At 27.7% G+C, this 21,997-nt stretch carries 19 protein-coding genes and 1 pseudogene; 3 read left to right on the top strand and 17 right to left on the bottom strand.

Annotated elements, in window-relative coordinates:
• Positions 1-60: 60 nt before the first annotated feature.
• The 6 genes and pseudogenes from M4I33_RS06095 to M4I33_RS06115 all read right to left on the bottom strand — a co-directional run bounded on the left by M4I33_RS06095 (position 61) and on the right by M4I33_RS06115 (position 5,664).
• Entirely contained in the window at positions 61-1,038 is a 978-nt protein-coding gene (locus M4I33_RS06095) for a hypothetical protein (protein WP_257915981.1), read from the bottom strand.
• Positions 1,039-1,113: 75 nt separating this feature from the next.
• The gene (locus M4I33_RS06100; RefSeq protein WP_257915982.1) at positions 1,114-1,887 is read right to left on the bottom strand and encodes a hypothetical protein; all 774 of its coding nucleotides are present in this window, start codon (positions 1,885-1,887) and stop codon (positions 1,114-1,116) included.
• Positions 1,888-1,993: 106 nt separating this feature from the next.
• Positions 1,994-2,101: pseudogene (locus M4I33_RS06105) on the bottom strand (LuxR C-terminal-related transcriptional regulator); the annotation flags it as partial.
• 80 nt (positions 2,102-2,181) lie between these two features.
• Positions 2,182-3,501: a cation-translocating P-type ATPase gene (locus M4I33_RS16875; RefSeq protein ID WP_308367310.1), complete on the bottom strand. Its 1,320-nt coding sequence runs from the start codon at positions 3,499-3,501 to the stop codon at positions 2,182-2,184.
• Positions 3,498-4,820, bottom strand: a complete 1,323-nt coding sequence (locus M4I33_RS16880; RefSeq protein ID WP_308367312.1) for an HAD-IC family P-type ATPase — start codon at positions 4,818-4,820, stop codon at positions 3,498-3,500. The genes M4I33_RS16875 and M4I33_RS16880 overlap by 4 nt, the downstream gene beginning before the upstream one ends.
• Positions 4,821-5,118: 298 nt before the next feature.
• Positions 5,119-5,664, bottom strand: a complete 546-nt coding sequence (locus M4I33_RS06115; protein ID WP_257915983.1) for a nucleotidyltransferase — start codon at positions 5,662-5,664, stop codon at positions 5,119-5,121.
• A gap of 270 nt (positions 5,665-5,934) precedes the next feature.
• On the opposite strand from M4I33_RS06115, the gene M4I33_RS06120 reads away from it, so the two are divergent.
• The gene (locus M4I33_RS06120; protein ID WP_257915984.1) at positions 5,935-6,096 is read left to right on the top strand and encodes a hypothetical protein; all 162 of its coding nucleotides are present in this window, start codon (positions 5,935-5,937) and stop codon (positions 6,094-6,096) included.
• A 230-nt stretch (positions 6,097-6,326) separates the two neighbouring features.
• Here the strand turns inward: M4I33_RS06120 and M4I33_RS06125 are convergent, their stop codons facing one another.
• From M4I33_RS06125 to M4I33_RS06150, 6 genes are all read right to left on the bottom strand, one after another.
• The gene (locus M4I33_RS06125) at positions 6,327-6,974 is read right to left on the bottom strand and encodes a hypothetical protein (protein WP_257915985.1); all 648 of its coding nucleotides are present in this window, start codon (positions 6,972-6,974) and stop codon (positions 6,327-6,329) included.
• A gap of 204 nt (positions 6,975-7,178) precedes the next feature.
• A complete protein-coding gene (locus tag M4I33_RS06130; protein WP_194191579.1) occupies positions 7,179-7,781 on the bottom strand; it encodes a DUF1349 domain-containing protein in 603 nt (200 codons plus the stop codon).
• A 474-nt stretch (positions 7,782-8,255) separates the two neighbouring features.
• Complete coding sequence (locus M4I33_RS06135; RefSeq protein ID WP_257915986.1) at positions 8,256-9,110, bottom strand: AAA family ATPase; 855 nt, start codon at positions 9,108-9,110, stop codon at positions 8,256-8,258.
• 38 nt (positions 9,111-9,148) lie between these two features.
• On the bottom strand, positions 9,149-9,628 hold the full coding sequence (locus M4I33_RS06140; protein ID WP_257915987.1) for an NUDIX hydrolase: 480 nt from the start codon (positions 9,626-9,628) through the stop codon (positions 9,149-9,151).
• Positions 9,629-9,668: 40 nt separating this feature from the next.
• Complete coding sequence (locus M4I33_RS06145; protein ID WP_257915988.1) at positions 9,669-9,893, bottom strand: DUF6718 family protein; 225 nt, start codon at positions 9,891-9,893, stop codon at positions 9,669-9,671.
• 38 nt (positions 9,894-9,931) lie between these two features.
• Positions 9,932-10,465, bottom strand: coding sequence for a DUF1697 domain-containing protein (locus M4I33_RS06150; RefSeq protein WP_257915989.1), 534 nt, complete (start codon positions 10,463-10,465; stop codon positions 9,932-9,934).
• A gap of 185 nt (positions 10,466-10,650) precedes the next feature.
• Here M4I33_RS06150 and M4I33_RS06155 point away from each other — a divergent pair, with 185 nt between their 5' ends.
• Positions 10,651-11,883 (top strand): U32 family peptidase, encoded by a 1,233-nt coding sequence (locus tag M4I33_RS06155; RefSeq protein ID WP_374707697.1) that lies wholly within the window; start codon positions 10,651-10,653, stop codon positions 11,881-11,883.
• 192 nt (positions 11,884-12,075) lie between these two features.
• Here the strand turns inward: M4I33_RS06155 and M4I33_RS06160 are convergent, their stop codons facing one another.
• Both M4I33_RS06160 and M4I33_RS06165 read right to left on the bottom strand, forming a co-directional pair.
• The gene (locus M4I33_RS06160; RefSeq protein WP_257915991.1) at positions 12,076-14,829 is read right to left on the bottom strand and encodes a hypothetical protein; all 2,754 of its coding nucleotides are present in this window, start codon (positions 14,827-14,829) and stop codon (positions 12,076-12,078) included.
• Between the two features lie 10 nt (positions 14,830-14,839).
• Complete coding sequence (locus tag M4I33_RS06165; protein WP_257915992.1) at positions 14,840-17,347, bottom strand: KAP family NTPase; 2,508 nt, start codon at positions 17,345-17,347, stop codon at positions 14,840-14,842.
• Positions 17,348-17,769: 422 nt separating this feature from the next.
• Here M4I33_RS06165 and M4I33_RS06170 point away from each other — a divergent pair, with 422 nt between their 5' ends.
• Positions 17,770-17,937 (top strand): hypothetical protein, encoded by a 168-nt coding sequence (locus M4I33_RS06170; RefSeq protein ID WP_257915993.1) that lies wholly within the window; start codon positions 17,770-17,772, stop codon positions 17,935-17,937.
• 151 nt (positions 17,938-18,088) lie between these two features.
• Here the strand turns inward: M4I33_RS06170 and M4I33_RS06175 are convergent, their stop codons facing one another.
• From M4I33_RS06175 to M4I33_RS06185, 3 genes are all read right to left on the bottom strand, one after another.
• Entirely contained in the window at positions 18,089-18,925 is an 837-nt protein-coding gene (locus M4I33_RS06175) for a DUF2971 domain-containing protein (protein WP_257915994.1), read from the bottom strand.
• Between the two features lie 219 nt (positions 18,926-19,144).
• On the bottom strand, positions 19,145-21,103 hold the full coding sequence (locus M4I33_RS06180) for an FtsX-like permease family protein (protein WP_257915995.1): 1,959 nt from the start codon (positions 21,101-21,103) through the stop codon (positions 19,145-19,147).
• Complete coding sequence (locus M4I33_RS06185) at positions 21,096-21,863, bottom strand: ABC transporter ATP-binding protein (protein WP_257915996.1); 768 nt, start codon at positions 21,861-21,863, stop codon at positions 21,096-21,098. Before M4I33_RS06185 ends, M4I33_RS06180 begins: the two co-directional genes overlap by 8 nt.
• Between the last annotated feature and the right edge of the window lie 134 nt (positions 21,864-21,997).

Consider the following 21,997-nt stretch of genomic DNA (forward strand, 5'->3'; position numbering starts at 1 on the left):
AAGACCTAAAAATAAAAAAGTTCTAAAATAAATTAATATTTTAAAACTTTTTATATAATCTTATATTGAATTAAAATCGCTGATTGTAGGTTCTAGCATTTTTTCATCGTTTCTAAGGTGTCTGAATTTTGATAACTCCGTATATATCTTCATCCTAGCCCTATTAAATTCTCCTATAGGGGTATGTTCAATTAAAGAATGTCCTACATTAAAAGATAATTTTTCAGCTAATTCATTTCTCCTTTTATCCATAACACTTTGTTTATCTATTATGATTTCAGCGACCTTTATATAAGGAGATATTTTTTTATTCCATACAACTGAAGGGTCGTCTTTCATATTAGGCTTTTTAAATTGGATCTTAAAATCAAATATTATTTTGCCATTATCTAACGCCTTTTGCATATTGTTAGAAAGGTAGGACGCTCCCCCGATTTTTGGAATCTTGCTTTTAATGTGACTTCTAGGAACAATGCTATATCGAACAACCTTATCTGAAAATTTATAAGCAGTAGTACTGAAATAACTTATATCAAAAGGACTAGTTTGATTTTTAGGAACTAATGAAAGCTTAATTAAATTAGGTAGATTCCCTTTTAAAATATTTTTAACTAAATAAAGAGGTAGTTTGCCGTTATCCCTAGCATAAACTAAATCGTGAAAGGATTTTAAGTTTCTAAAAGGGAAAACCTCATTACTTAAAAGTATAAAATCTTGAGTATATTTTTCGTCTTCTAAAACCTTTTTACCTTTTACTCCTATAAGCTTTATAGCAAAACCCCTAGCGTCTTTTTTATCATCCCCTTCTACTTTAGGCGATGAACTAGAAATCCTTATAAAGCTTTTATAAGATTTAGCTTCTTTAAATAAGCCGACTTTAAGTTCTTCTGGTAAGCCCTCCATAACTTTAAATTCTGCTTTTAAAAGCCCTAAAGTTTTAGGATGTGCATCCCTTTTTGTAGTTCCTTTTAAATAATCTTTTTCCATATCCTTTTTAAGCATAGAAATTAAGGATTCTATATAATATTCTTCAGTCATTTAATTACCTCCAAAACTAACAGTTAAGAGTAGTATATGCAAAAAATAACTTTTTACCTTAATTTAGATTAAAATCTATTTCTTATTATTTTCTCTTAAAAAATAATTGTTAGCCCACTCTGTATAAGTAGTAGGAGTCCAACTTACCTTTTCCTTTGCCTTATCTTTTGTAACTGCCATTACTAGATATTTATCTAAAGACAGTTCCTTCTCTACTTTTAGGATATGAAGACCGTCTCTTTCCGCCAAACCATCTTCTATTATCTTGTGAGCATCAAAATATAACCTTACACCAGGGTTGTATTCCATATTTCCATCAGTACAAACATACCCTAATTGCCTTGAATTTACTACTAACTCCCCACAACCATTTAAAATATCTAACATAATATAATCTGAGTAATCCTTTGGTTCTAAATAGTGTTTTAAACCAATCTCACTTATTTCTTTTCCAAGCTTTCTTAACTCCTTTGGAGAGTATAAAAAATTACTTTCTTTAATTAACTTATAAGATTCTTCGGTTGTGCTGTGAACAAGCCACCTCTGATCCTTTTCTCTGATTTTATTTTTGTTAGATTCTAATTTTCTTTTTATGCTTTTATCTGACTTTATTATTACGTTCCTATTATATTTGCTTTCATAGTTTATAAAATCATTTATCCTTTCGTAATCTACATCTAACTTAGAAGATATTATTACAGTAAATAACTTAGCATTCTCCTCTATTTTCGCATAATACTTAGTATTTTCTTCAAAAATAACAGCTGACCATTTATAACTATATTCTCCATCCTCACTAAAAGGATTTTTACCTGTAGGTATCCAATCTTGCTTCGCATAATAAATCATATTAATTTCTACCTCTCTATTTACATACACTTTTATCCATTTTATTAATTTATATTTTAAGTTATTCCCTTAGAAAAGTTTTAACTATTTCCCCTAAAACGATAATCTTTTTCTTTTCTCTTAACTTAAATCTGTGATTTCTAATAGTTGACTGCGCTATACCAAGTTTTGTTGCTATCTCTTTATCTGTTAACCCTTGAGCCATTAACTTTATCACTTCTCTATGAATATGTCTGAGTTCATATTTAATAAATAGTAGCCTCACACGCAATTTGGAGGCTACTATTTTTAGGTCTATTTTGAAGTTTTTCTTATTATAAGTTTAATTATTTCAGAAACTAAAATAATTGATGAAGCTACTGCTACAATTTTGATCCACATTACTAAAGGAAGTGCTACAGTATTAAAAAGTGCCCCTCCAAATTGCGTTATTATTAATTGCAAGCAAAATGTTAAAGAAAATACTCCAAGCATAAGCTTATTGTTTCCTAGATTTTTAAATATACTTGTGCTTGTTAACTCACGACTATTAAAGGCATTAAATAATTGGAACACTACAAACAATGTAAATAAAACTGTTGAAGCCTCAGCTTCACTCGCTCCCATAAAGTTAAATATATTTTGACCTAAGAAAATAATTGAAATATATACTCCATTTATAACTATCCTTCTTAGCATATCCTTTGTAACTATGTTAGCTTCTCTTTTTGTTGGTTCTCTATTCATTAAATCATCTCTTATTGGCTCTAAACCTAGTGTAAGAGCTGGAGGACCATCCATTATTATATTTATCCATAAAAGCTGAAGTGCTGTAAATGGAGATTTAAACCCAGCTAATATTGAAAATAACACAACTATAACAGAAGATAGATTAACTGTTAGCTGAAATTGGATAAATCTTTGGAAGTTTTGATAAATTCCTCTGCCCCACTGAACAGCTTTTACTATTGTTGAAAATGAGTCGTTTAATAATACTATATCACTTGCTTCTTTTGAAACTTCTGTTCCTGATATTCCCATAGCTATTCCTACGTCTGCATTCTTAATAGCTGGAGCATCATTAATCCCGTCACCTGTTACTGCAACTACATCTCCAAGGCTTTTTAAAATCTTTACAACCCTCATTTTTATAGAAGGTGTACTACGAGCGATTACACGGATTTTAGGGATTATTTTAGCTAATTCTTTATCATCTAAATCCTCTAAATCTTTTGCTTCAACTGCAATATGATTTTCGTCTAATAACTCTAATTCATTTGCAATAGCCGTTGCTGTTATAATATTATCTCCTGTAAGTATTTTTGTATCTATACCAGCATTTCTGCATTTATTAATAGATTCATAAACGTCCTCTCTTAATGGGTCTGATATAGCTACAAATCCATCAAAGATCATATTATTTTCAATAATTTCTCTCTTTTCTTCAAAATCACAATTTATATCTAAAGCTTTGTGTGCAAACGCTATTACTCTATAAGCTTTTTCTTGATACTTTGCAATTTTTTCTTCAATATTTTTTAATTCATTATTATCTATATTACAAAGTGAAATTATTTTTTCAGGACTCCCCTTTGTGTAAGCTAATAAGTTTTCATCATTTACTATAGTTGTCATATTTTTAGTGTCTGATGAGAAAGGGAATACGTGTAGTATATCTGACTCTTCACGACCTTTTGATAGTCTATATTAGACTTCTTTAAAGCTACTAACAAAGCACACTCTGTAGGATTTCCGATAAACTTAGATTCATTATCATCAAAATTTAAATCTGCATTACTATTTAAAGCAAAATTATTTATAACATTAGAAGAGTTTATTTCATTAGGCTTAAAGCTACCTCCATTTATATAAATTTCTTTTACTGTCATCTTGTTTTCTGTAAGAGTACCTGTTTTGTCTGAACAGATTACATTTATACAACCTATAGTTTCACAAGCAATCATCTTCTTTACTAAAGCATTTTGCTTAGACATCTTTATAATATTTATAGATAAAGAAACTGCTACGATTGTAGGTAACCCTTCTGGAACTGCTGCAACTATTAAGACTATACTTGTTATAAAAGCTTCTGAAATTGTTTCAAAAGAAGCTGTACCATTAATAATAAAAATAATAACTTGAACTATAAAAACTATTAAAGCGGCTAAAGTTCCAAGGATTGTTATAAACTTTCCTAAATTCGCTAACTTTTCTTGAAGTGGCGTAGTTGATTTTTCTGATATTGATAATTCAGTTGCGATTTTACCAAACTCAGTATTTTCACCAACACCAGTTACAATCATCTTCCCGTTACCACTTGTAACAAATCCGCCTGAATAAAGCATATTTATCCTATCTGCAACAGGCGTCTTTTCTTTATCTAAAACTATTTCAGCATTCTTTTTTACAGGCATGCTCTCACCTGTTAATGCTGATTCATCTACCATAAGTGATGTACTACTTATAAGTCTTCCATCAGCTGGCAACTTATCACCAGTTTCAATAACGACTATATCACCTACTACTATCTCTACTTGAGGTATAAGTAAAACCTCATCATTTCTTATAACCTTAACTAAGGTATCATTATTGATTTTACTTAAAGCTTCGAAAGCCTTAGCACTTTTCCCTTCCATAATTACAGTGATAATAACAGATAGAGAGATAGCCATAAATATACCAAAGCACTCTAAATAATCTGCTTCTCCCCCTGTTAAACCTCTACTAACATTAACACCAAGTGCAATTAAACCTGCCACAATAAGCATTATAATCATAGGCTCTTTTGCTGAATTAATAATTCTTCTAAGTACTGACTCTTGTTCTTTTTTAGGTAACTCATTTACCCCAAACTTTTCTCTACTTATCCTAACTCCTTCATGGGTTAGCCCTTCCTTTTCATCAGATTTAAGTTCTTTAATAACTAAATCCTTTTCTTTCATAAAAGCTTTCATAGATTCCCTCCAACTTAATTTTAATAAATAAAAAACCCATGCATAGAGATTAACTACACATGGGCTTTATCTAAAAAAATAAAAAAAGACGCACGTATAGCACTTTTGCTATACATGAGTCTCGTTGTTTAATACAAAGCCAGACTATAAATAGTCAGTATGTTGACTTTGTAACATATTTCTACGCCAACTACTCCCTCACGAGAATATTATTTATAAATTATATTCTAATAATTATATCTTCTTAAGTCAAGAACTAAAATTTTAAGGCTTAAATTTTTAGATTTCTTTAATCTACTTATCCTAACATTGCCTGAACTTTTCTTCTTACATCTGCTTCTAAACATCCCTCTAAAGATCTTTTTAAAAGCATTGGTCTTTTAACTCCATTTAACTTTAAGTAATTTTCTATCATTTCTACTTTAGCTTCTCTTTTAGGAATTAATTGATAAATAACATACCAATCCTCTAAAGAAGTGAATGGTATACTAACTCCATTTATTATTTGAAATTCCGAAATAGATTTTTCATCAAATACATATCTAAAAGTTCCATTATTATGATTAACTGCAAAGCCTGACATAACATCAATATCAATCCCGTTTATCACATATTCATAAAAATACTCTGTTGAATATGTTGAAGTCTTTTCCCATTTTTTCTTTTCACCAATACTTTTTAAAATTTCATCAGCCTTTTCAATATCATCCAAAATTATAAAAATGTCTATATCATTAGGTTTATCAATAAATCCAAACCTATTTAAAAGTATAGAAGCTCCAACTCCCCATAGTATCCCTTCATCGTTTAATTTTTTCCCTATATAACTTAAAGTGTTAAACATTTAATATAACCTCCCCTATCTTTTGTTCTTACCTTTTAAATTCATTATTTCATTACAAAAAAGTAATTACTATAACTATTTAAATTTACTTTAAAGAATTATATAAAAAATTAAATTTCCATTTTATTCTTATATTTATATTTTAGATAATTATGGTATAATTTAAAAGTAGAGATTAAGAAATTCGTAGTGGATGGCTACGGGGGTTTTGAACGTTTTATCTCCCAGGACTATTGGTAACTTTACCATAGTCAGGGGGTGGTATTGGATATGCTAGAATTAATTATAAAGAGCTTTGTTGTTATTTATATAATTAGATTAGTTTTAAAACATAATCTATTTGTTCATTATTTAAAGATTTCAGTAAAATTTATTGGTCTGGATATTGAAATTAAAAGCAAACAAAAAGATGCTCCATCCTCGCAAGATTAGCACCTTTTTTGTTAACTTATTCCGTTAAATCCAATAGCCCTAAAACAAAACAAATGTTCTAAGGATTGCTTAGTGTTACCTCACTAAGCTTTTCTTATTTATACTCAAAAGTATAAGTTCTATTATCTAAATCGAAAATTCAGAATCTTTACTTATATTATATCAAATTTTTATAAAAAATAAACATAAATAAGCTTTAATTTTTATTTTGAATTTTTAATACTTGATATTTAAAGTGTCATCTTCCATAAAGCCCCGTCAGGCATCCTTCTAAAATATCCCTTGCTTCTCTCAATTATTTCAAAAGTTTCTATATCCCTAATAATTATTTCTTCTCGATAATCCGGATCTTCAATCCACTTTGATGCAAATAGTTTTCCATCCCCTTGAAATTCTACTGTCTCATTATTTTCTAACTGAATATGCATTTTTTTAGGCCATATAAAATCTATAGCATCTCCTAACAAATCATGCTTAACTAGAGCAAATGGTGACGTAATTAATCTTACATTTATCATATCACCTAAATCTGAAAATGGAATTTCAGTTAAAACTTCTGTACTCTCAAATTCTGGATTAAAAACAATTAACTCTATAACCTCTTTATTAAAATCATACTTTATTATTCCAAAGGACTTACTCAAAATATCATACACTGGTCTTTCTAAAAACACATTCTTTTCCTGTTTGATTGGCTCTAAAATTTTGCCTTTAGGATATTCAATCAAAATTAATCTAGTACCGTGGTAATCATTTTTAAATTCCTTAACCTCATATGCTTCAGAGCACTTAGATAATACTGAATAGTACCACGATTCTGATTCATCGACTCTTACTAAATACATATTTTCAACACCATTAAACTCTTTAATTCTCATAACCCCTACACCTCAACTAGATTTCTTACTTTAACTTATAATTTAAATTAGGATTTATTATACCATATATTGTAAATTGAAACCTTTAATATTATCGTTTTTTATATAAGTAAATAAAAATAGTAGCCTATATTCTTTAAAGGCTACTATTTTTAGCTCTATTATTAATTTTATCTTATTATAAAAATCCAATTTTTAATATCCTTAATCAGGCGTTTGTCCGTTGTGAGCTAACCATTTACATTCAGTTATTTCCATATTGGTAAATGTTGCTTTAAAAGATGAGTCCTCCGGGCTACAAGCATAAATACCAAATTGAATAGCATCTGCTCCTTTACTCATGTGGCATATACGCATCTGATTATAATTTATTCCGTCAACAGAACATTCTATACAATAATCATCTTCCCTACGGTTAAATCTATACCACATAGATTTAATAGATGCATCTATTGAAGTAGTTGCCCAGTCTGAATATCCGTTATTAGTGACAACACTTCCTAAATGCTGAAAATCTTCATTTTCATATTCAATAGAAGCTTTAAGCCAATTCTCACTATCTAAATACATAACTATTCCACATTGATCGAAGCGGTGTTTACTCTCAAACTCAGTCTTTACTATAAAAGAAAAGTATTTATCACTAGTCTCCATTTGAAGCACAGGTGCATTATCATTTCTAAAATGATAGTATGTTCTTTGCCATAAATCTGTATGTGGTTTTGTAATAATTTCTATTTTATCTTTGTTTATAGAGTAGCTTTTAGGTTCCCTTATCCATTTTAAATTTTTGATATCAAAGTTCATCTCTTTATCTCCTTGTAAACTATTTAATCCTTTTTATTAAGGTTAACTAACTGTAATTATACTATGTTACCTAGATATTCTAAATTGTGTAATCTTACAATATATAAGCTTTTCAAATTTATTTATAATTTTCTATAGCTTATCTTTAAAAGTATACTTTAAATACTTCACCCAATCCTCTAAAGATTTAGAATCAAGATTTCTTAATGCTTTACTATAATAATCATATGCTTCTTTATTAGTCTTTTCTAATCTTAATAAGCTCTTTTTAGGACCATAATAATATTCATCACAAATAATAAAATAAATCTCAAGACTATCAACTGATTATATAATCCATTATTATATTTTTCATTTTAAATCTCCTATTTCTATATTTCACCCTAAAGAATAGCTTTTATGTAATCTTAATTTATCAATAAAAATATATTACACGCCTTATAAACTCTTATTTTCATTTATTACTTTTATTACTTAAAACTCACTTTCATGCTCTTTGAAGAAATTATAATATTCTCTAACATTTTCAAGGTCAACCCACTTTTTAATATCTACTGGGTCTTCGTCTAGATCATATATTTTAGCATTATCCATAGCTAACATAAAAGGTGAATGGGTCGCTATTATGAATTGGCAACCCAAGTATTTTGCTGCATCTTCAATAAACTTAGCTAACTGTATCTGTCTATTTGGTGACAAGCTGTTTTCTGGCTCATCTAATATATATAATCCATTCTCCTCAATTTTACTCATAAAATACTTAAAAGCATTTTCACCGTTCGAATATTCTCTTATGTTTTCCATCAAATTACCTTTAATATACTTAGATTGAGTAACGCTTCTAGCTCTATTAACCTTTGCTAATTGCTCATAATCATCTAAAGAATTCATCCTAAATTTAGAATATTTCGTTTCTAAATAATCTGTAAAAAGATCCTCTCTTTTACTATCTATTCCTTCGTTAATATTTCTTATATTTAACATATAATCAAAGACATCATCACTAGTTATTATCCTGCTGTGGCTTGGTATACTATAATCAATATTTATACTACATAAATCCACAAAATCCTGAAAAAAGCTAGATTTATTATAAATAGCCTCTCTTATTACCTTTGTTTTTTCTGCAATTATATTTAAAGCTGTAGATTTACCACTTCCGTTTCCACCATATAAAATCGTTATATTAGTAAAGTCTATCCGACTAAAGCTATTCTTTGTTAAAACCATAAAAGGATAAAAAGTGCTATAACACGTCCTTTGCTCACCTACTATAAATCTGTATTGTCTATCTTCACTTGGAAATATGAATGAATCTAAATATATCATCTTGAACCTCTCTTCTTAAAAGTACTTTATAAATTTATCTATCTTTCATCTGTAATAATATGTTCTACATAACCTTTCATATTAGATAATTTATCATTAAAAAATGTAGGAAATGCCTTATAGTTTGATAATTTTTCTATAGGTAACCAATGCATATACTCCCTATAGCCACCTGAATAACTATTACTATTCAGTTTTTTTGTTCCTCTTGGCTTCATCAAATAATAAAAAGCAATTTCATGACAGTTATACCCCTTAAGACTACCACTTCCATTAAAGAAATTCTCATGAATAAATGCTAATCTATCAATTTCATAATGCACCCCAGTTTCTTCGAAAACCTCTCTTAAAACAGCATCCTCAGCCTTTTCACCTATATGAACCCCGCCTCCAACTGGATAGTAATAATCATCCCTATCATTTTTAGCAAATAATACAGAGCCGTCTTCAATAATTATCGCAACTGCTTTATACCTGAACCACCCGTTTTCTTTCGTAAATCCGCAATCATATTCCATATTTTATCCTCCTTATAACTTCTCTCTCCCTTATTTGAGTTTAATTAAGTAGTGCTTTATCAATAAATTCTCCAACACTTTTTGTAATATTAAATGGTTCATATTCCTTCCACATTTCTAAATTAGATAATAATACAATCTGTTTATCTTTTCCTTCTAATTTATAGTTTAATAAATCATCTATCATATCTACTTCTTTAGAGTCTTCTGAACCATATACTAATGATCCTACAGAATTAAAATCCTTAACTAATATGTAATACACGTTTCAATCCCTCCTTCAAACCATCCTAATTCCGTTTACTAGCTCATCATCCCGTATAACTTTTGAATTACATTTAACTTTCTTGTTGTTAGTGTAATTCCTAGCTTCTTTTCTAAGAAATTATTATTTAGCTTTTTCTTTTTAGAGTCCCTAGGTAGATACATATAAAAACAATTACTACCTAAGTTTAAAATCTCTCCTTCAAAGACTATATCCTGAACTTCTTTAAGCTTTTCACTATTTATCTCATCGTTTGTAAAAGCTAAGTGAATCCTTGAAAAATCATAATCTTCTTTGAACTTATTTTCTTTAATTGCTATCTCTAGCTCATTTTTAGTTTTTATTATTATTTTTAAATCTGCACCTATCTTATCTAAAATAACCTTATGTATCTTATTTTTTATTTCTTCGTCAGACAAATCTGTTTTTAAAATCACGTTCCCGCTTTGAATATAAGTCCTCACGTCCTTAAATCCTGCTTCTTCTAAAATTGTAACTAATTCTGACATCTTCGGTATTTTATTTTTCCCTGTAGGCATCACACCTCTTAATAAAACTACAACTTCCTTCATACTTATCTTTTAAGAGAGATTCTGCTCTCCTTCCCCCTATACTTTTATTAATTCTATTATACTAAATTAAAGTTTTAAATTTATGATATTATCATTTAATAAGTACATAAACCTAGATTTTTTTCTTTAAGATATATATAATTTATGTAGTAAAATTAAAAGAGATAAACATAAGGATGGTATATATGATTATGAAATATAAAAAACCAGAGCTTTTAGCACCAGCTGGTAATTTACAAAAATTAAAAATAGCTTTTAAATATGGAGCAGATGCAGTTTATTTTGGTGGAAAAGACTTTTCACTAAGAGCAGCAGCTCAAAACTTTAGCTTTGAAGATATGAAAGAAGGAGCAGAACTTGCTCACAGCCTTGGTAAGAAGATGTATTGTACAGTAAATATTATGCCAAGAAGCGAAGAGATTGATAGACTTCCAGAGTTCTTTAAAAAACTTGAAGAAGCTAATATTGATGCAGTTTTAGTATCAGACCTTGGAGTTTTTTCAGTAGTGAAAAAGCACACAAACTTACCAATACATATAAGTACTCAAGCAAATACAGTTAACTATGCCGCAGTTAATATGTGGGGCGAAATGGGAGCTGAAAGAGTTGTTTTAGGAAGAGAATGTTCTTTAGAAGAAATTAAAACTATAAGAAATAATATTCCAGAAGACTTAGAACTTGAAGTATTCGTTCACGGAGCTATGTGTATGTCTTATTCAGGAAGATGTTTACTATCAAGCTATATGACAGGAAGAGATTCAAACAGAGGTACTTGCGCTCAATCTTGCAGATGGAAATATTCTTTAGTAGAAGAAAAAAGACAAGGTCAGTACTTCCCAATAGAAGAAGATTCAAGAGGAACATACATAATGAACTCTAAGGATTTATGTATGATAGATTATATGCCTGAGCTTTTAAATGCTGGCATATCTTCACTTAAAATAGAAGGTAGAAACAAGAGTGAATACTACGTTGCTATAGTAGTAAATGCTTATAGAAAAGCTATAGATTTATACTATGAAGACCCTGAAAACTACAAACTACCTAAAGAAGTAAGAGATGAGTTATACAAGGTAAGCCACAGAGAATACAACACAGGTTTCTTCTTTAGTGAGCCAAAGGAAGATAGCATAATATATCACACAAACGATCACGTAAAAGAATGGGATATGGTTGCAATAGTCCTAGATTACAACGAAGAAACAGGTATGGCACTATGCAAACAAAGAAATAAATTTATCCAAGGAGATAAGCTAGAGATCTTATCACCAAACTGTTTTGATGAATCATTCACAGCTGATGAAATCTATAATGAAGCTTCCGAAAAGGTAACTGAATGTCAGCACCCAGGAATGATATTCTCAATTAAGGTTCCTTTTAAAGTAGAAAAGGATAGTTTCTTAAGAAAAGAATTATAAGATATAAAAAAAGCTTAGTTTTAACCACCCCCTGACTACGTTATAGGGGGCGGTTCATTTATACTAAGCTTTTTCTTATTTATTTTTATAGATCCTTCTAATATTTTTCAGTATAGTATTTTTTTCTAACTTATAATTTTATACTATCTATCATATATCCAAATACGATACTAGCCTATAAATACATTCTTACTATTCTCTTGGAATTCTAAAACTTTGTTCAATACCCATTTGCCTAACACTATCTAACCATCTATATATATCAGATTGGTTATATTTACAACTTCCGTCTTCATTTTTAGCTTTCTCTAATGCTATCCCCATTAAAGCATACTCATTTTCTAATAGAGTATCAAAAACCCCTTGATCATCTGTATTTATTGAAACGAAAACTTGAGTAGTTTCATTTATATTATCAGTTCTATTTTGTAATCCAAAATTATTCATGTTTAAAATTGGATGCTTTTCATATCTTTTAAATGTACTTATCAAAACATTTGAAGATGGATTTGTTTCAATTCCTATACCTCTTTTTCTCAGTTCAATTTGCATTTCTTTTTGAACAATAGATATTATATCCATAATGTAGTTATCTATCTTCATTACTGTTTTCTTATATCCTTCTATTTTAACAACTGGATCATAATGATATCTATGGTATAATTCTCGAACCATTACATCATCTTCGCTCTTAATTTGTGAACATCTATTCCAATAGCTAATGTTTTGTAATAAATCATTTGCATTACTATTAGTATAATCTAAATAATTTTCTGGATTGTCTCCTCTCAACTTCCAAGCATCAATATATGTATCTACAGGTAAAATACTATTATCTGTTTTGTATATTCTTTTATAATTATCAGTTGTTGAACTATTGTTTACATAAATTTCTCTATAATATTTACTATACAGTCCTTTTAATTTATCATATGAACTTGTAGTAATATTAAGTTCATAATCTTTTATCTTCTTAATTAACCAAGCTATATTATCTAATACCTCTTGCTTAGAAAGGTATACTCTATTCTTTTTATCATCATACCATTCTTTTACATTAATCCCCAATGCTATAGCATGTCCTAACCTATCGCCATGAGTAAGCCCTAAGAAATTTATTGCTTCATCTATTGCCCTCAAACCATACACTACATCTAAAAAATCTTCTCCTACATGAAAAGTTGCTCTCATTCGCGGTAAAGCCTTCATTCTTCTATATTTTCCAAGATAATCTTCAGCTGGAAGATGATCTTTTAAGAATCTAAATGCTTGTCCAAAAACTTCAGGTCTTGCTACTAATTCATTAGCACATGCATCTATCCCTAAAACTCTAGCACTATACTCCTGATTTTTTTCCCTCATTTCAATTAACGATATAGCCCATTTTTTTAATTTCTGTCTATACTTACTATGCCTGCACTTAAAATTTAACTCAAACTTTTCACTACCTTCACATTCCAATTCATCAATACTTTTAGGAAAATGATATACATAAAAATATTTATGTTTAACCTTATCAAGTAATAATTCAATAGAATTATCTGCTGAAAGTAACTTAAATTCATTTAAAGTTAAATCATTTTCAGTGCATTTACCAATTAATTCATTTAGCTTTCCATTTATCCAAAAATTATCCTTGTCACCTATAATTTCATTCAATATTTTCTTGTCAGTATTATCTATATACTTGCAATTATCACCAGCATGAAAATCTGGAACTATTCTTGCTTCAATCGACTTAATATTCTGTGTTTTTATAGAAGTCAGAATTGCTGATGTTTCTAGACAATCTTTCAATAAAGAGCTACTTTTTAAATATTTACTCTTTCTTACTTGATAATCTTCAAAGTTAGAGAAACCAATCTTATTATTCTGTTGTATCAATTCTCCTCTTACTTTATTTTTTATTATTAAATAAGAATAAAATAAATCTTCATAATTAACAAAATCATCTTTATCATCATTTCTATATATTTTTTTAAAACACTCATATAGAAATGCTCTTTCCCCCATAAACACTCTCATACTTTTACTATGTTGTTGTATATTGCTAGTAAGTGCATAATCAACAACTTGTTCACTCCCATTATGTTCTACCCTAGATCCATATAGATATTTTAATGAACTTATTTCACTTTGTATTTCAATCGAATTAATTTTCACTAATTCAGAGTTTATGTTATAACACCCATTATCTTCTATATTTATAATCTCTTTTAAGATATCTATTTGATCTTTAGTGTCATCATGTTCATTTTTTAATTTTTTGAATAGTATTAGCCTAATTAATGCAGCTACCGTAATTAAGTCTTTTATTCTAAGATACCCATCATTGTCTTTTCCCAATCGATTACTTTCTAAATCTAAGTCACTCATATCCTTTGCATATATATTATTCATAAGTGCTACCCAATTTAATTTGAATATCGGAGCAGACCCTGTTAAATGAAAATGATTTTCTGACATACCCTTAGATAACATATTGTGAAGTCTTATATTATTACTTTTTATTATTGTATCCCATGAAAAAACTGTTCTATTACTTCCTTTTAATAAATCTTTATATGCAAGGAAAGAGCAAATAAACATATCTGGATCCAATTTCAATGTTACGCTTCTCCACTTAAGTAATTCTTTATACTTACATCGAACATTATCTCCACAATCATCAAGTAAATTTTCATTATAATTAATTAAAAGGTTGAATATCGATTTCCTTGAATTATTATTTTGTTTCATTTCTTCATTCACTAAATCGAAAATATTTATGGTTTCGTCTTTAGATACTTGTACTTCTTCTTCTTGATAAAGTTTAATAAACATTCCTTTATCTATAATTTCACTATTATTATTTTTAAAATTATCATACCTAAAAAAATTATCTATAATTCTATATGGATTTTGTTCCTTAAATATTATTACTAAAGGACTTCTAAAAATGTCCATTTAAATCTCCTTAACTAATGCTATTATTTTGTTTCATTTCTTCAATATATCTATCAAAGTCATCAACTATCCTAATTATATTTCCTATTATTTCAATATTTCCAATAGACCCTTCATACTCCTTCTTTCTATTAACTTGGTTAACTTCTTCTTTAATTTCATTCAAATAACCATGATATTGTGTATTTCTTTTAGATTGTTCTTCCTCTAAACTTTCAATAAATTTATCTACTGTAGCCTTAATCATTCTTAAACCTGTTGCTTCTTTTTTACTGTACATATAATCTTTTAATTTTTTTATATTGTATTTTATATTCTCATATGCGTCTTCATCTAATAAAATTATTTCCTTATTTGATAATATATCTTTCTTATCTATAATAAATTTCTTGAATTTTTCTTTTTCTTCATTTTGTATAATTAATTTATCTATACTCGAGTCATCAAGTTTAATATTATATAATGAACTTAAAATTTTAAATATCTCATTAACATCATCTAAATTTCTAACCATATTTTCAAATGGTTCCTGTCCATTATAACTTTGAAGTTTTGTATCTAATACCTTTAATATTTGCATCCAAAAATCAATATTTATTATGTATGAGTATTGCATATCTATATTTCCAAAATCATCGTTATCATCAATATCTTCTAATTCGTTTTTTAAATATTTCAATTGGCTGCTTTTACTAGAATTTAAATATTTTTGGTATCTATCAGTATACTTTTTTAATATATCTTTATACATACAATAACTAACCATATTTAAAGAATTTAACTCAAAATTACTGAAATTAGTATATTCATCGTCTGTTAAATATTCTTTTTCTTCCCTCCTAAGTAGTTTATTATATCTATCCATTCTATCAAACTTATTATTTTTAACATTAAATATAATATCAAAAACTCCAAATCTAAAATCATACTTATTAAAATTCTCTTTAAAGCTGCCATTTAATTTGAACTCATTCATAATACCTATAGTTCTTTTATTCTCTTTTACCTGAAAAAACTCTCCAGTAAAATTAAATCCTGTTTGTTTAAACAAATCTATTGGATTATTTTTAATTTTTTCTAATAGTCTTAGTGTATATATACATTTAAAAATTTCTTGCGAATTATCTTCATTTAATTGTGCCATTGTAACCCACGTAACTATATCGCCATATTCGATTCTCTCTTCATTTATATTCACTTGATTATACTGAATCCATTTTCTTCTCTCCATAATAAAACCATTTATACTTGGACTATCGGTAATACACCTATTTAAAAAATTTAAAGATTTACGATTTAATTTTTTGAAATTACACTCTAGTATATCTATTAAATATTTTCTTTTTTCCATATCTTTTATATTAGAAATTAAAACATCTCTTATGTAAGTTTTAAATATTAAAATGTTCTTTTCTTTATTATCCGATTTCATGCTATCTAACATAACAATAAAGTCAATAAATAACCTCAGATTTTGCGGAATAATAGCTTTATAATGATTTTCAGTAATAATTACATATCCTAATTTATTGTTAAGATTGTAATTTATAATGCTTGATATACTCTTTTTTTCTTTGTCTTCAAGAATATTATTAAATCCTGTTATTTTAAGTTCTATTCCATTAATTGAAAGCCTAGGCATACACACTCTTCTACTAAATGGTATTAATTTTTCTAAATATTTTTCACTTTTATCTTCGATACCTTCTACAAAATCACTTTCTTTCTTTGTTAATTTTGCTAATTCTAAATTTCCCTTTAAATCATTCGAAAATTTCTGACCTATAACTTCCTCTAATTGTTCAAACCTTATCGCCATCAATATCACAACATTTGGTAATATTAAATATTTTCTGATATCTTCTAGCATTTTTTCTCCAACTTTAAAATTCATATCTAAATCATCAATTGAAATCACTAAGAATTTATTCTTTGTCTCACTTCTTATATTCATATACTCAATATATTTTTTTATTAAGGCATTCATATCCTCTTTTAATGAAACAGCTGATGATAAATCTATAAGAGCTTCTAGATTATCGTAAGATTGTTCTAGTATATCTCCTTTGCTAGTATTAATTATTTTTATATCTTTGTACACTTTTTCAAACTTCTTAGCCAAATCCTTTTTTTTCATTAGATTATCATCTAATTTTTCATTTTTAAATTTATTAAACATAAGACCAACAATAATCTCAATAATAGATTCCTTATTTGAGAACAACATTGGATCTACTGTATCAAGAACCGTATAATTTCCTTTATTTTTTAAACTATTTCTAAAACTTTTCATAGTAGAAGTTTTACCTGATCCCCTATCGCCTACAAAAGCTATTATATTATTAAAATCATTACTGTCATTCTCTAAGTTATATTCAAAATTTTCTATATCTGATAAACATCTATCAGCATGTTCATACGCATCAATAAAAAACGAATTTTTAAACTCATCTTTTGCTTCTATTTTAGATTTAAAAACACAGTTTTTATCTATTGTAAGTATCTTTTTATTATTCATATCAATATCTCCCCTATAATTTATTCCTTATAATTATACCATTTTAGACATAATTTGTAATCAACTGACAATTAAAGCTCTAAGTTTATTTTTTATTACAAAATAAATTAGTAGTAAATCCTTCCTGAAAATCTATTAGATTCTGATATATAATCTTGCATTTAATCTTATTAAACAATTTTGACAAATAAAAAGTGTATAAACTATGATTTTATTCTATAGTTTATACACTTTACTTTTTATTTTAAGGCAATTTGCACTTTATTATTTTTTCCATTTTATTCTTATGTATGTTCTCTACATAATTATGGTATAATTTTAAGGTAGAATTTAAGAATTCCGTAGTGGATGGCTACGGGGGTTTTGAACGTTTTATCCCCCTAGGACTATTGGTGATATTTCATCATAGTTAGGGGGTGGTATTGGACATGCTAGAATTGACTATAAAAAGCTTTGTTGCTATTTATATTATTAGATTAGTTTTAAAACATAATCTTTTTATTTCTAAATTAATTATCAAGATTAAATTTCTTGGAATTCATATAGAACTTAATGGCAAAGAGAAAAAGCACCCATCCGACAAAGATTAGTGTGCTTCACTCTTAATTAAATATTTTTTTAATTTATCCAATAGCCCTAAAACAAAATAATGTTCTAAGGATAAGCTTAGTGTTAGCGCACTGAGCTTTTCTTATTTCTATTATACCAAATTTCTATAAAAAATAAACCTATTAAAATTTTCTATTTTTTAATTTGCCTAAACAATTCAAAAGTTCTATCTTCTATTTCTTTACCACTTTCTTTTCCCCAAATATCATAACACCTTTTTATATAAATATTGTGTAGATTATTAACTTTTAAAATTTCTGAATATTTATCGAAATCTCCATTGACACCTATAAAAATTTTATCTATTGCACTTTTTATATTTTTTAATTCAAGATAACTAACTCCATCTTGATAGCTATGAGAATATAATAAAAATCTATATTCATTCTCATAGTCCCAACACTTTAGTTTATGAAAATAATTACTTTTTATAAAAAATTCTTGTACATTTATTTCACTTTCTTTAGATACCATAAATTCTTCAAAAGTCCTAGTTATAGCAACTTTTAATTTATCTTTAGTAACATATTTAATATTACCTTTTGCTGATTTTGAATAATATTGTTCATCTAGAAGCTTATTCAAATTTTCTTTATTAAATCTTATAGCAACCCCCCTGTAACAATCTCCATAATGAGCCCACAAAAGATCACATTCTTCAATATCATCTTCTTTATCTATTTCAACAAAGCTTATAGAATATAATCTTTTAAATAATTCACTAATTTCTGTTTCCGCTTGAATATGCTCTTTATATATTTCTTCGTCATTTCCCATTCTTCGTAAGTACTTTTCTTTTAAATCATTATTTGTTTTTTCATCTACATAAGTTAATGATTTTGGATACTGTATAGTACTTTCATTTATGTCATTCATATTCTTCATTGATGAAATTCTTAAATTATCACCCTCTATAATATTTTTAAAGTTTTCATATTTTGTGAAGTGATAAACATATTTATTATTCATTTTATCCCCCTAAATCTTTAATGTATATTTTCTTAAACTAAGATAATACATTTTTCCAATAATTATATTATACTATATTTATAATTTTCACTATACACACAATAAAAATACTTTACTTCACCCAATTACCATGATACCTTTCTCAAATGAATATAATAACTAAATAACCTTAATTATTTTAAGTGGTTTTACTAATAAGTTTAAAATATCTATTAAATTCTACTCTACAATCTTGTAATAAATCTTAGCAGTTACAAGATAAACTGCTCCATAGCAAAGAGCAAATACAAGGCAAGTTACCCCTGTGTATGCTGCGTAAAGCTTTGCGTTTGTGAAGTTTAAGGCTTCTAAAAGCCTTGTTATAGACGGGAATGCGAAGGCTATATTTACTATTGCAAAGGCTAATGGCATAAAGAATACTGTTAAAACCTGACTGTTTATAGTAGATTTAATCTCCCTCTTACTTAAGCCCACCTTTTGCATTATATTGTATCTTTCCTTATCGTCGTAACCTTCAGATAATTGTTTATAATACATTATCAAAATAGTTGCCATTATAAATAAAGTTCCTAAGAATATTCCTAAGAAGAATAACCCTCCAAATATAGAGTAAAAGTCTGCTCTTTCCCTATCTGCTAATTCTGTTTTTATCTTATATTTGTCTTGTACTCCCTTAAGTTCTTTATTTATCTCATCATAAACCTTACCGTTTAAATCTTTATTACTTAAATCAAATCCGTAATAATACTCTTCATTACTATTTTTTAATAACTCCTTAAAAGTATTATCGTCTTTAACTACTATATAATCTGTATTAAAAATACTGGCTGTGTTCATTCCGTTTGGAACACATTCCTTTAGTTTTTCTTTTATATTAAAAGTTTTTCCATCGATACTAAAAGAATCTTTATTATATTTTTCTCTGTTTGAATACATCAAAACTTCGTTATCTTTTAAAGTTTTATTTTCTTTCATAACTTTATTATAATCTTCTAAAGTTATTGGAATTACTGTGCTTACGTCTCCATTTGCTATAAAAGTAACTCCATCATTTACTATAAATTTATCTCCTTCTTTAGAAAGGATCCCTGTTTTCATTTTGTAAGAAGCTAAATCTACTGCACTTACTTTATTTTCTTCTAAAATTTTGTCTACAGTTTTGTTTACATCTTCTATAGCTTTATCTGAAGCTTTGTTTAAAGTTATAGTTATTTCTTTAGGATATCTAGACTTTATTATATCTTCACTTCCTACGTAAAGTGCTACTGTAGATGATACTACTACTAAAACTGATGTTGATAATATGCAGATATTAGCTAGTCCGAAAGCACTTTGTTTCATCCTATACATCATAGTTGAAACTGAAATAAAATGATTAGTTTTATAATAATAATTTTTATTTTTTCTTAGGATTTTAAGTAAAGTTATAGACCCTGATGTAAATAAGCAATATACCCCGATACAAACAAATAAAACTGCTACAAAAAATAAATTTACTACTGCTAATTTATTAGTTGTAGTTACTGAAATATAATAGCCTATAGAAAGTGATATAAGCCCTATTATAGTTATTATCCATTTGTTTTTAGGCTCTCTTTCTCCAACGCTTTTTCCTTTTATTAATTCTATAGGTTTTGATCTATAAATCTGAATTATCGTAGTTGTAAGTACTAATGTAAACACTATTGTAAACAAAATTACTGTCCCTATTAATGCTATCCTTGAAAATTCAAATCCCATCTGTACTTCAAACTTTAAAAGCTTTAAAAGAAGTAAAAACATTAGTTTATTTAATAATAATCCTAAAAGGATCCCTGTAACTAAACTTCCTAAAGATACATATAGGTTTTCAAAAAATACTATCCTAGCTATATGCCTTTTTTCCATCCCTAAAATATTAAATAATCCAAACTCTTTTTTTCTTTGTTTTATTAAAAAGCTATTTGCATAAAAAATAAATACAGCTGATAAAATTCCGATTATAACTACGCCAAAGCTCATTAAACTAATTATTCCTGTAGCCCCTGGTAGCTTTTTCATCCCAGGGTTATTAGCTAGTTCAAATATAACGTAAAACATAGCTATAGTTACAATACAAGTTAAAATATAAGGGATATAAAGCCTTGAATTTTTCTTTATATTAGTTAATGCAAGTTTTGGATAAAGTGAGCTATTCATTAGTCTCACCACCTGTTGCAATTATCGTTAATGTATCTGTTATCTTTTGATACATCTCTTCGTTTGTCATATCCCCTTTATAGATTTGGTGGAAAACCTCACCATCTTTTATAAATAAAACTCTTTTAGCGTGGCTAGCTGCAGCTGTACTGTGTGTAACCATCAAGATAGTTTGCCCTTCTTCATTTATTTCATTAAACATCTTAAGTAAGCTGTTTGCTGACTTAGAATCAAGTGCCCCTGTAGGCTCGTCTGCTAAAACCAGCTTTGGATTTGTAATTAAAGCTCTAGAAACTGCCGCTCTTTGCTTTTGCCCTCCTGATAATTCATTAGGATATTTTTCTAAGATATCTTCAATCAAAAGCTTTTTAGCTATAGGCTTAAGCTTTTCATTCATCTCTTTATACTTTTCTCCTGATAAAACTAAAGGTAAAAATATATTATCTTTAATAGAAAAAGTATCTAAAAGATTAAAATCTTGAAAGACGAATCCTAAATTCTTACGTCTAAACTCAGCTAATCCTTTTTCTTTTATCTTTGTTATATCTTCTCCATTTAACAAAACACTACCGCTTGTAGGTTTATCAAGTGCTGCTAATATATTTAAAAGTGTAGTTTTTCCTGAACCTGACTCACCCATAATAGCTAAATACTCTCCTTCTTCTACAGAAAAAGATACGCTACTTAAAGCTTGTACTTTATTACCTCCAAGTAATGTTTGATATATTTTTTTAAGGTTTTTTACTTCTAAAATCTTCATCTTTATTTCCCCCTTAACTCTGTTAACCTTAGTATAACAAGCTAAAGTTTCCCCCTCCATCGATTCACCTTACAATGTAAAGCTAAACCTTACATCTGTGTAAGGTTCTCTCCTATAATAATAAATAAATTTAT

The organism is Clostridium sp. LY3-2 (assembly GCF_024705715.1).
Lineage (GTDB): Bacteria > Bacillota > Clostridia > Clostridiales > Clostridiaceae > Clostridium.

Bases quoted from the DNA above. Each gene is read 5' to 3' on its own strand.
- M4I33_RS06095 (WP_257915981.1), bottom strand. From the start codon at position 1,038: ATGACTGAAGAATATTATATAGAATCCTTAATTTCTATGCTTAAAAAG.
- M4I33_RS06100 (WP_257915982.1), bottom strand. From the start codon at position 1,887: ATGATTTATTATGCGAAGCAAGATTGGATACCTACAGGTAAAAATCCT.
- M4I33_RS16875 (WP_308367310.1), bottom strand. From the start codon at position 3,501: ATGACAACTATAGTAAATGATGAAAACTTATTAGCTTACACAAAGGGG.
- M4I33_RS16880 (WP_308367312.1), bottom strand. From the start codon at position 4,820: ATGAAAGCTTTTATGAAAGAAAAGGATTTAGTTATTAAAGAACTTAAA.
- M4I33_RS06115 (WP_257915983.1), bottom strand. From the start codon at position 5,664: ATGTTTAACACTTTAAGTTATATAGGGAAAAAATTAAACGATGAAGGG.
- M4I33_RS06120 (WP_257915984.1), top strand. From the start codon at position 5,935: ATGCTAGAATTAATTATAAAGAGCTTTGTTGTTATTTATATAATTAGA.
- M4I33_RS06125 (WP_257915985.1), bottom strand. From the start codon at position 6,974: ATGAGAATTAAAGAGTTTAATGGTGTTGAAAATATGTATTTAGTAAGA.
- M4I33_RS06130 (WP_194191579.1), bottom strand. From the start codon at position 7,781: ATGAACTTTGATATCAAAAATTTAAAATGGATAAGGGAACCTAAAAGC.
- M4I33_RS06135 (WP_257915986.1), bottom strand. From the start codon at position 9,110: ATGATATATTTAGATTCATTCATATTTCCAAGTGAAGATAGACAATAC.
- M4I33_RS06140 (WP_257915987.1), bottom strand. From the start codon at position 9,628: ATGGAATATGATTGCGGATTTACGAAAGAAAACGGGTGGTTCAGGTAT.
- M4I33_RS06150 (WP_257915989.1), bottom strand. From the start codon at position 10,465: ATGAAGGAAGTTGTAGTTTTATTAAGAGGTGTGATGCCTACAGGGAAA.
- M4I33_RS06155 (WP_374707697.1), top strand. From the start codon at position 10,651: ATGATTATGAAATATAAAAAACCAGAGCTTTTAGCACCAGCTGGTAAT.
- M4I33_RS06160 (WP_257915991.1), bottom strand. From the start codon at position 14,829: ATGGACATTTTTAGAAGTCCTTTAGTAATAATATTTAAGGAACAAAAT.
- M4I33_RS06165 (WP_257915992.1), bottom strand. From the start codon at position 17,347: ATGAATAATAAAAAGATACTTACAATAGATAAAAACTGTGTTTTTAAA.
- M4I33_RS06175 (WP_257915994.1), bottom strand. From the start codon at position 18,925: ATGAATAATAAATATGTTTATCACTTCACAAAATATGAAAACTTTAAA.
- M4I33_RS06180 (WP_257915995.1), bottom strand. From the start codon at position 21,103: ATGAATAGCTCACTTTATCCAAAACTTGCATTAACTAATATAAAGAAA.
- M4I33_RS06185 (WP_257915996.1), bottom strand. From the start codon at position 21,863: ATGAAGATTTTAGAAGTAAAAAACCTTAAAAAAATATATCAAACATTA.